8 protein-coding genes and 1 tRNA gene are annotated in these 7,751 nt (G+C 41.0%); 4 read left to right on the plus strand and 5 right to left on the minus strand.

Going from position 1 to position 7,751, the window contains the following annotated elements:
* Positions 1-837: hypothetical protein (locus O3C63_08855; protein MDA0773037.1), on the minus strand; the 837-nt coding region annotated here is incomplete at its 3' end.
* Between the two features lie 98 nt (positions 838-935).
* Between O3C63_08855 and O3C63_08860 the strand changes: the two genes are divergently transcribed.
* From O3C63_08860 to O3C63_08875, 4 genes are all read left to right on the plus strand, one after another.
* Positions 936-1,595 carry a hypothetical protein gene (locus O3C63_08860; GenBank protein ID MDA0773038.1) on the plus strand — a complete coding sequence of 220 codons (660 nt, stop codon included), beginning with the start codon at positions 936-938 and terminating at the stop codon, positions 1,593-1,595.
* 163 nt (positions 1,596-1,758) lie between these two features.
* Positions 1,759-2,247 (plus strand): hypothetical protein, encoded by a 489-nt coding sequence (locus O3C63_08865; protein ID MDA0773039.1) that lies wholly within the window; start codon positions 1,759-1,761, stop codon positions 2,245-2,247.
* A gap of 134 nt (positions 2,248-2,381) precedes the next feature.
* Positions 2,382-2,458 (plus strand) — tRNA-Pro (locus O3C63_08870).
* 491 nt (positions 2,459-2,949) lie between these two features.
* On the plus strand, positions 2,950-3,852 hold the full coding sequence (locus tag O3C63_08875) for a TIGR01777 family oxidoreductase (GenBank protein MDA0773040.1): 903 nt from the start codon (positions 2,950-2,952) through the stop codon (positions 3,850-3,852).
* Positions 3,853-4,145: 293 nt separating this feature from the next.
* Here O3C63_08875 and O3C63_08880 read toward each other — a convergent pair whose 3' ends face one another.
* From O3C63_08880 to fliD, 4 genes are all read right to left on the minus strand, one after another.
* A complete protein-coding gene (locus tag O3C63_08880) occupies positions 4,146-4,994 on the minus strand; it encodes a hypothetical protein (protein MDA0773041.1) in 849 nt (282 codons plus the stop codon).
* A gap of 62 nt (positions 4,995-5,056) precedes the next feature.
* The gene (locus O3C63_08885) at positions 5,057-5,875 is read right to left on the minus strand and encodes a TatD family hydrolase (GenBank protein MDA0773042.1); all 819 of its coding nucleotides are present in this window, start codon (positions 5,873-5,875) and stop codon (positions 5,057-5,059) included.
* 240 nt (positions 5,876-6,115) lie between these two features.
* The gene (locus O3C63_08890; protein MDA0773043.1) at positions 6,116-6,433 is read right to left on the minus strand and encodes a hypothetical protein; all 318 of its coding nucleotides are present in this window, start codon (positions 6,431-6,433) and stop codon (positions 6,116-6,118) included.
* Positions 6,434-6,436: 3 nt separating this feature from the next.
* Positions 6,437-7,751 (minus strand): flagellar filament capping protein FliD (gene fliD, locus O3C63_08895; GenBank protein MDA0773044.1); only part of this gene is annotated, 1,315 nt, incomplete at its 5' end.

Below are 7,751 nucleotides of genomic sequence, written 5' to 3' on the forward strand. Positions count from 1 at the left end.
AGTTGCTCCGCAAGTTGTTGAATCCCAGTCAGTAGGACTTGTGCACATGCTAGTTGTAGTCATGCAATAAGTAGGATCACTTGGATACATGTCGCAGAAACTAGTTGCTCCGCAAGTTGTTGAATCCCAGTCAGTAGGACTTGTGCACATGCTCGTTATTACTGCCTTCAAATCTTTCTGAGCTTTAGCAATTGATTTTTTGCTAGATTCAAAACTGGTATTTTTAGCTACGAATATTCCTTCTTGATATTCACAGATTGATTCTTCTTCAACTTCATCATCACTTGCTATTGAGCTTAGAGTATCAAATTTCTTGCTATAAGTTTGTTGTAGTTTCGCAATGGTGTTTGTTACCCAGTGACTTTGTTTGTCTGAGATTAGTGCCCCTGAGACTGCGCCACTAACACAGACAGTTGTGCTGTCACCGACTTCCCTGCAGAGCTTGAGCCCAGTAGCAATGGTACTTGCATCTGTTGTATCTGAGCTATTTAAAGAAGCTGGGCAATCGGCGTTTGAATCTGGATCACTATTGAGTAGTAATTTTTCTTGGTCTTTGAGAGTCATTGAATTGAGTCTAAATTTGTGAGCTAGATCTCTGACGCTAGCAGTGAGTTTATGTTTTGAATGAAGAGCTGTTCCATCATCTTCGCCACCAACACAAACTGTAATTTTAGTTTTGCCATTGAGCTTTTTACAGAGTTGGGTTCCTTGTGATCCCAAATAGATATAGGATTTGACAGCTTTGCCTTTTTGTTTTGGCGGCTCAGCTGTGGTTTGGTTTGCAAAGCTCAGGCCCAGAGCTAGCATTGCTACTAGTATGATAATTCTTTTTTTCATTGTGATTTTTTGCTTGTGTGTGTGAGTTTTAAGGCTCAGCTCTAGCTATCGGTCATTAGCGTTGTCGACTTGAGGCTTTTTTGCGCTAAAATCAGCAAATGCGTTGTTTGTACTATCAATTAATTGATTCAACTCAAAATCAAGCTAAGAAATTAATTGACTTGAGGGAAATTAATAGACCTGTTTCGAAACAAAGTTTCGATGTACAGGTCGCTCAAAAAAAGGTAGCAACCGCGCGGAATGCGCGTGTTGCCTTTGGAGATAATTCCGACTTTCAAAACAAGTCTAATGAAGTGGTTGCCATTGTTGCTGAAGAGCAAAGTGCTGGTAGAGGACAATACGGCAAATCTTGGGTCTCGCCTAAGGAAGCAGGGCTTTATGTTTCGATAGTTTTGGCTTCATCGACTTTTGCTTCTTTGATGCGTGACCCCATAGAAACAAGTTTGACGACGGTCGTTGCTGAAGCTATGATCCAGTCTCTCAACGAGTTTCATCGAGCTGATTACTATATCAAACCAATCAATGATATTTATTATGATGGCTGCAAACTCGCAGGGATCTTAGTTGAACTATATAAAGGATTCGCGATTATTGGAATAGGGCTCAATCTGAGGATGCTTAATCAAGAAATTCTAGTCGAAACCCCTAAGGCGCCGCCAATTTCTTTAGAAGAAATTATTGGTCCAAATAACTTGGAAAGCTTTGATAATGTGGCTTTTGTCGATTCAGTCACTAGCCATATTTTGAGACTCTCATAACCGAAGCTTAACTTTGATTTTGTATAAATGGTTTAATCCGAGAATTGGGTTTAAGTACAAGGAGAATTATTATGGTAGCTTCAGAGGAAAGTCAAAAGAGTAAAACGCCTGCAGCAGAAATCGCTGCTGTAGAATCTGAGAGAGAGGGGTCAATAAGTTAATCATGTCATTTTCTCCATTTAATTCAAGTTTCAATAGCGGCTTTGGTGGCACTAGTTTCAATAGCGGTTTTGGAGGCACTGGTTTCAATAGCGGTTTTGGAGGCACTGGTTTCAATAGCGGTTTTGGAGGCGGTGGTTTTAATAGTGGTTTTGGAAATCCCGGTGGCTCATCTTTAGGTTTTGGTGCACCAGGTTTTGGTGCTGGAGGTATTGGTCAGACTGCAGGTTTTGGTGGTGGTTTTGGTGGTGGCTTTGGAGGAGTCGGCGGAGGTTTTGGCGGCGGTGGCTTTGGTAGCGGCGGCGGCGGCGGTGATCCAATTTCACGAATCGTAAACGCCTTACTTCAACAATCTTTTCAGATGGGACAGCTTAGAGCCCAAGAAACGCTATTTGCAGCGCAACAATCATGGGCAAATGCTGGTGCTTATGCACAAATGTCGACAGCTCCGACTCAGGTAGAACCAGTGATTCAACTACAGAATCTAGCGTAGAGATTTCTTTTGAAGCCTGGTTTATTTAGTAATACCTAATGCTAGATGATTAAATTCTAAAAATTACAGTATAAACAATTCTATTTAGTATAATTTACTAGCCTTTTCGTTGTATCCAGAGTGATTTTTTAATTCGGGATGTGGCTCAGCTTGGTAGAGCGCTTCGCTTGGGACGAAGAGGTCGTAGGTTCGAATCCTGTCATCCCGACCATTATTAATAAAAATAGACACCATCTTTAGATGTGTGTCTATTTTTTTTTGTGTCGGTATGATGGATTTGCACTATAGCAAGCAATCTATGATTGCGGGTCGTGGGTTAGCACTGACAACAATGAAGTGTTGTCAGTGCGCCCACAGCTAACAACAAGTGTGATTGACCAATCAACTCACAACTTTAATAATAAATGATTACTTTGCTACTAGTAGTAATAGCCAGAACAACTATAAAGTGTTGTTCTGGCGCACTCAATGGTCGTAACGTGTCGTTGATAGAAATCGAAAGATCTTTGATATCGATTCATTGTATGTCTTCACAGAGCTATGGTTTATTCCTGAATAAGACCTATTAGACCTGTACATCGAAACAAAGTTTCGATGTACAGGTCGCTCAAAAAAAGGTAGCAACCGCGCGAAATGCGCGTGTTGCCTTTGGAGATAATTCTGACTTTCAAAACAAGTCTATTATATAGTAGAATCTAATCAATGAAAGCCCTTCTCTCAGGTTCAAGCGGTTTAGTTGGCAGTAATCTTGCCAGCTACCTTGAATATCAGGGTTATGAGGTTTATAAATTAGTTCGATCTATTAAACAAGTTGGTGAGCGTTGTATTTATTGGGACCCGCAGGCTGGTGTTTTGGAAGCTAATGAGCTTGAGGGTTTTGATGCGGTGATTCACTTGGCAGGTGAAAATATCGCTGATAAAAGATGGACAGAGAAACAAAAAAACAAAATTAGTCAAAGTAGAATCCTCTCGACTCAGTTATTAAGTGATCGGTTAGCGAGCCTCAAACACAAACCACAAGTTTTTATTTCAGCGTCGGCAATTGGTTACTATGCTGATCGTCCCTTTGAGACTTTGTATGAACATAGCTACCCGGTTGAGGGGATTTTTATTTCTGATACTTGCCGCAAGTGGGAAGCCGCTGCCAGGCAGGCTCGCGAGGCGGGTATCAGAGTAGTACATCCGCGCTTTGGAATTATTCTCAGTAAAGAATCTGGTGCGCTTTCTAAATTACTCTTGCCTTTTAGTTTGGGACTTGGCGGTATTATTGGTCACGGCAAGCAGTTTATGAGCTGGATTGGTATAGAGGATGTGATTTATGCTTTGTTTTTTCTAATTAATAACCCAGACATTAGTGGTCCAGTTAATTTCACTAGCCCTAATCCTGTGACTAATACAGTTTTTACTAGGACATTGGCGCGAGTCTTGGGCCGTCCTGCACTGGCACCTTTGCCAAGTTTCTTGGCGAAGATAGTGTTCGGTGAGATGGCAGATGCACTCTTACTAGCAAGTGCCAAAGTTAAACCTAAGCTACTTGAGGATGCTGGCTTCAAGTTTAGTCAGGCGAGGCTTGAGGATTGTTTTGTGGCGATTTGTCAAGGATGAGAGTTATTTCAATCTCTGAATAATTAAAGATCCGCAGCATAGCTCAAAACGAATTTTCAAAAAAGCAATCTTCGCAAAGTCGGCAGCTTCTACGAAGCTGAGATCTACTCACTTTGCTACAAAACCTTTTTTGAGAAATTGTTTTGACTATGCTTCTGTTGACAAGGTACTTTAATTGGTGGTTTTAACGAGTAGCTTTAAGCTAGTCTTTGCTGCAAGGAGCAGAAATTGCATATGAATCCTGCCGGATACTATGCTATTAGCAGCAATAATCAATAACCCCTAGGCTTGATTTACTGAGATAAATAAGCCTCATACTCAGCTCTCAATAAAATCAACCACTGCGGCAAGACATAACCAAACTTGGTAACACGCTGTTCCATTTTCATTATTTGTCGATAGTGTCTGACATCTTCTTTGAGCCAAAGTGCTTTCATCTTGACAATATTGCTCTGAGCTAGTTTGATGTATTGAGTTGCTTTGGCTACTTCGCCTGTTTGGGCGCTGAGCCGAGCTAGGTTTTTGTAGGCAGAGGCAAGTTCATAGAAATCTATAGTCTTGGGGAAAAGTAGTTTGCGTTTGTTTTGAATGATTGCAAAAGCACGAGTTTCAATTTCATTATTGAGTTTGGGGTCTTGTAATTCAGCCAGATAATCAAGTGCCGTCATAAAATATGGAATTGAGCTTCCGAGCTTGTTGATTTCTTTGATGATTTTTTTCTTGAGATTGAGAGCTTCTTTGGAAGCTGCTGTTTCACTGAGGTAGAGATGAAATAGGTCATAGAGCTTGATATGGCTTTTTTCTTCTTTGCTGTAATTAAGATCCTTGTTGATGAAGTGATTAGCAAAGAAGTCAAGATGTTTTCTGCAGTCTTTGAGCTCTTGAGATTTGGGATGTTTGGCAATGGCTGTTTCTAGAAATAGATTGGCTTTATTGATGTCACCATAGACAATGAGCGCAATAGCGTAGTACTCAGAAGCTATAGGGTTGATTTTGAGTTTGTTTTTCTCCCAGTTGATAGCACGATCAGATTCTACTAGTTGTATTGCAGCTTCGACATTACCTGCAAGCATGAGGTCACGTAAATCATCATTGGATGGTTCAGCCTGGACTGAGGACAGGAAGAGAGTCAGAATCAACATTAGCAGAGAGATCCTCACGCCCTGCGGGCTCAGGATGACGGATTCTGCTGTGCAAGGACGGATCATATACCAAATAACCTAATTGCATTCTCTGTAGTAATTCCTGCTAGTTCTTCTTTACTAATATTGTAGGCTTCAGCCAGGGTCTGGGCTATGTAATTTACAAAACTGGGTTCATTACGTTTGCCTCTTTGAGCTTGCGGTGCTAGGAAGGGACAATCTGTTTCTACCAAGACTCTATCAAGCGGGATCTTGGACGCTGTTTCTCTAAACTCATCATTCTTCTTGTAAGTAACAATCCCTGACCAAGAGATATAAAAACCATGTTCGATGACTTCCGAAGCAAAACTATAATCGCCTGTATAGCAGTGGATAGTACCGTTGTTGGCGTTTCTATCCTCTGGGTATTCATCCTTGAGTATCGCTAAAGTATCTTGCCATGCGTCACGGGTGTGAATAATGAGAGGTAATTGATATTTTTTGGCTAGGGCGATTTGTTCTCTAAAAATATCTCTTTGTCTTGCTTGCGATGTTTCGTCCTTGCAGTGAAAATAATCAAGCCCAGTTTCACCAATGGCACGGACTTTGTGACTTGGTTTAGTGAGTTCTTTGTCTATATAATCTGAGATCTTGGCTGCTGAATCTTGGTCCCAATGTTCGATGTAACAGGGATGAAGTCCCATTGCTGTATAAAGATCAATTTTGCCATCACCGTTGTATTCTTGAGTTAGTTCTAGTAGTCTTGGGATTTCACTAAGCTGGCAGCAAGGATGCACTAATTTGTAGACACCTGAATCATAGGCTCTTGCCATCATCTCGCTTCTGTCTTCATCATAGGCATCAAAACAAATATGTGCGTGGGTGTCGATTAGTTGCATCATTCGTATTATAGCAATTATGCTTCGCACGCATCTTACTAGTATTGTAGGGAAGAAAAGTTTTTGAAGTATTTAGCAAAGTCCTTGACGATGTCGGGTTGGCGTTGCCTATTCGTTTTGCGACGCAAAACACAATGAAATTGCCACAGCAGCTGCGCCGAATCGGAGAGGAGCTTTGTAAATACGACGAGAACTTTTCTGGTTATGGTATTTAGATTCAAGGAAAATAGAGAGGATTCAAGCTTAATAACGCAATTTTTTATTCTGGCTAACAACAGTCTTGCGCTTCTTGAGCCTTTCACCAATTTTGTCTTTCTTGCTAAGAATAGTTTTTTGGATGTCTTTGGCACCATTGAAAAGCTCATCAAGTTGTTTTTTGTCTTCAATACTGATGCCGTTTTTTTCTTTGAGTTTATTTATCTGGCAAATGATAGACATGCGCACCGGCATGATTTTGATGATTTCTCCGTAGTCTTGTTTCTCAAGATGCTGACGGATTTGCTCATCGAGTTCTTCTATCTTTGTTAGCGCTTGGCTGATAGTTTTGAGTTTCTCGTTCATCGCTTAACCACCTGTGTTGCCCAAGTTTGCTACTGCTCTTTGTTGTTGTTGAAATTGTGCGTTGATTACATCAAGCTGCGAGAACTGTCTGGATAATCTGGCTTCAATGGCGTCGATACTTATTTGTGCTCTCTCGATTCTGTCATTTGCAGTATCAATTTGCGTTGTGATAGATTCTCTTACTTGGCTAATAATACCGTTAGTCGGAATATCAGGATCTACGTAAACATCAAGAGCCCTTTGTAAGAGTGTGATGATACCTTCTGAGCCATCAGAGAGAGTCGCAATTTCTGAATCTGGATCAGTCGCAGTGTCGGTTCCATAAAGAACAGAGATGAAGTCACTCCTGTCAGCCAAAAACTTAGATTCAAAAATCGTACTATCAAAACTATAACCAGTAAATTGATTATTGCCGTCAAATTGACTTCTCAAACCAATATCTATAAGTGATGTGTAACTATTGGTTGCTCCAGAATGTACTGTTGAGATAGTGTTTTTGATTTTCCTCGAGAGTGCTCTACTAAAGCTATCGTTTCTATCATCAAGTCCTGAAAGTAGCGAGTTAACATTGTTGATAATTGAATTGAGTTTGCTACTTACGCTAGAGACATCTTCTGCAATCGTTACATTAACAGGGCTTGAAGGGCCAGTTGGTGTGAGGTTCTTGAGTTCGAGTGTAACACCATTGAGTAATCCAGTAACAGTGTTGCTATTACTAACAAGTGTTGCTCCGCTGTTGAGAGTAGAGATTGAGAATTCAGCGTTATCTCCAAGAGTCTCACTGATTGCTGAATCAATTCTGAAAATCGTATGGGCATCACCATTGGAGCTGATAGTCATTGATAACGCACCTGTGTCTTTGTTGGTAAGAATGACTTCACCATTGATGTCATCATAAGCTGCTGTGACACTTGTGTCTGATTCACTGTTAATTGCATTAATAAGTGTGGTGATACTGTCAGTAGTCGGGTCATAGGTTACATCGGCACCATTGATAGTAAGAATAGTTCCAGTGATTGGAGTTAGCAGGGTATTGAGTACAGAAGAGGCTTTCGCGGCAGTAAGTTTTTGGATGCCAGTCGCTGCACCACCTGACAGTACCGCATTATCAAGTCCAATTGCTGAAATGATATTACTGTCATCACCTGGACTGCCGATACTGGCTGCAGTACCAGTGATTGCGATTCTGCCTTCTGCATCCATTGTTGCAGTGCTTACGGCAGCAAAGCTTCGCAAGAAAGTAAGCAGATCATCAATGGTGCTACTGTCTGTTAGTACTGATGCGATTGTCTCACCATCAATAGTAACGTCACCCGTT

This window comes from Cyanobacteriota bacterium, from assembly GCA_027618255.1.
Classification (GTDB): Bacteria; Cyanobacteriota; Vampirovibrionia; order LMEP-6097; family LMEP-6097; genus JABHOV01.

Bases quoted from the DNA above. Each gene is read 5' to 3' on its own strand.
- O3C63_08860 (MDA0773038.1), top strand. From the start codon at position 936: ATGCGTTGTTTGTACTATCAATTAATTGATTCAACTCAAAATCAAGCT.
- O3C63_08865 (MDA0773039.1), top strand. From the start codon at position 1,759: ATGTCATTTTCTCCATTTAATTCAAGTTTCAATAGCGGCTTTGGTGGC.
- O3C63_08875 (MDA0773040.1), top strand. From the start codon at position 2,950: ATGAAAGCCCTTCTCTCAGGTTCAAGCGGTTTAGTTGGCAGTAATCTT.
- O3C63_08880 (MDA0773041.1), bottom strand. From the start codon at position 4,994: ATGTTGATTCTGACTCTCTTCCTGTCCTCAGTCCAGGCTGAACCATCC.
- O3C63_08885 (MDA0773042.1), bottom strand. From the start codon at position 5,875: ATGATGCAACTAATCGACACCCACGCACATATTTGTTTTGATGCCTAT.
- O3C63_08890 (MDA0773043.1), bottom strand. From the start codon at position 6,433: ATGAACGAGAAACTCAAAACTATCAGCCAAGCGCTAACAAAGATAGAA.